The organism is Mycobacterium sp. (genome assembly GCF_049673265.1).
Taxonomy (GTDB): Bacteria; Actinomycetota; Actinomycetes; order Mycobacteriales; family Mycobacteriaceae; genus Mycobacterium.
In genome coordinates, this window is the sequence record NZ_JBATXN010000531.1 from 1 (window position 1) to 1738 (window position 1738).

At 65.2% G+C, this 1738-nt stretch carries 2 protein-coding genes; both read left to right on the plus strand.

Annotated features, from left to right (window positions below; genetic code table 11):
* Positions 1 to 1020, plus strand: a 1020-nt coding sequence (gene pafA / locus WBF82_RS18235; RefSeq protein ID WP_424384366.1) for a Pup--protein ligase, incomplete at its 5' end; no start/stop codon positions are given.
* A 19-nt stretch (positions 1021 to 1039) separates the two neighbouring features.
* Positions 1040 to 1738: helix-turn-helix transcriptional regulator (locus tag WBF82_RS18240; protein WP_424384367.1), on the plus strand; the 699-nt coding region annotated here is incomplete at its 3' end.

Here is a 1738-nt window from a genome sequence, read left to right on the forward strand (position 1 = left end):
GACTCGGCAGGCAACTCCTATGGCTGCCACGAGAACTACCTGATCGTGCGCGCGGGGGAGTTCTCCCGCATCTCCGATGTGCTGCTGCCGTTCCTGGTCACCCGCCAGCTCATCTGCGGCGCGGGCAAGGTGCTGCAGACCCCGAAGGCCGCGACGTTCTGCCTGTCGCAGCGCGCCGAGCACATCTGGGAAGGTGTCTCGAGTGCGACGACCCGATCCCGTCCGATTATTAACACCCGGGACGAGCCTCATGCCGACGCCGAGAAGTACCGCCGTCTGCACGTCATCGTCGGCGACTCCAACATGTGCGAGACGACCACCATGCTCAAGGTGGGCACCGCAGCGCTGGTGCTGGAAATGATCGAAGCCGGTGTGGCATTCCGCGACTTCTCGCTGGACAACCCGATCCGGGCGATCCGCGAGGTCAGCCACGACGTGACCGGTCGGCGGCCGGTGCGGTTGGCCGGCGGCCGTCAGGCCAGCGCGTTGGACATCCAGCGGGAGTACTACGCGCGCGCCGTCGAACACCTGCAAACTCGCGAACCCAACGCGCAGATCGAGCAGGTCGTCGACTTGTGGGGGCGCCAACTCGATGCCGTGGAAAGCCAGGATTTCGCGAAGGTCGACACCGAAATCGACTGGGTGATCAAGCGCAAGTTGTTCCAGCGCTACCAGGACCGCTACGACATGGAGCTGTCCGATCCGAAGATCGCTCAGCTGGATCTGGCCTACCACGACATCAAACGCGGTCGCGGCGTCTTCGATCTGCTGCAACGCAAGGGTCTGGCGTCGCGCATCACCACCGACGAAGAAATCGAGGAAGCCGTCGACCAGCCGCCGCAGACCACCCGCGCACGGCTGCGCGGCGAATTCATCAGCGCCGCCCAGGCCGCCGGTCGTGATTTCACCGTCGACTGGGTGCACCTCAAACTCAACGATCAAGCCCAACGCACCGTGTTGTGCAAGGACCCGTTCCGGTCGGTCGACGAGCGGGTCAAACGGCTGATCGCCAGCATGTAACCCCTAACCTGATAAACGGATGGCGATTTCTAAAGTCGAGCGGTTGATGAACCTCGTGATCGCGTTGTTGTCCACCCGCGGCTACATCACCGCCGAAAAGATCCGGTCCAGCGTCGCGGGCTATTCGGACACCGCCAGCGACGAAGCTTTTTCGCGAATGTTCGAGCGCGACAAGAACGAGCTGCGCGATCTGGGCGTACCACTGGAGACCGGCAAAGTGTCGTCATTCGATCCGGTCGAGGGCTACCGGATCAACCGCGATGCCTACGCGCTGCCCGCCGTCGAGCTGACCGCCGACGAGGCCGCCGCCGTCGCCGTCGCCACCCAGTTGTGGGAATCGCCGGAGCTGATCACCGCCACCCAGGGTGCGCTGCTGAAGTTGCGGGCCGCCGGCGTCGACGTCGACCCGGATGCGCCAGTGGCCATTGCGTCGCCGGCCGGGACCCTCGGATTGCGCGGATCGGAAGACGTTCTCGGAGCGTTGCTGTCGGCTACCGATTCGGGGCAAGCCGTGCAATTTTCGCACCGACCGTCACGCACCGAGCCGTACACCGTGCGCACGGTCGAGCCGTGGGGCGTGCTGACCGAGAAGGGCCGCTGGTATCTCGTCGGGCACGACCGCGATCGGGGCGCCACCCGCACGTTTCGGCTGTCCAGGATCGGCGGCGAGGTGACCCCGATCGGCCCGGTCGAGGCCTTTACCCGGCCGACGGACGTC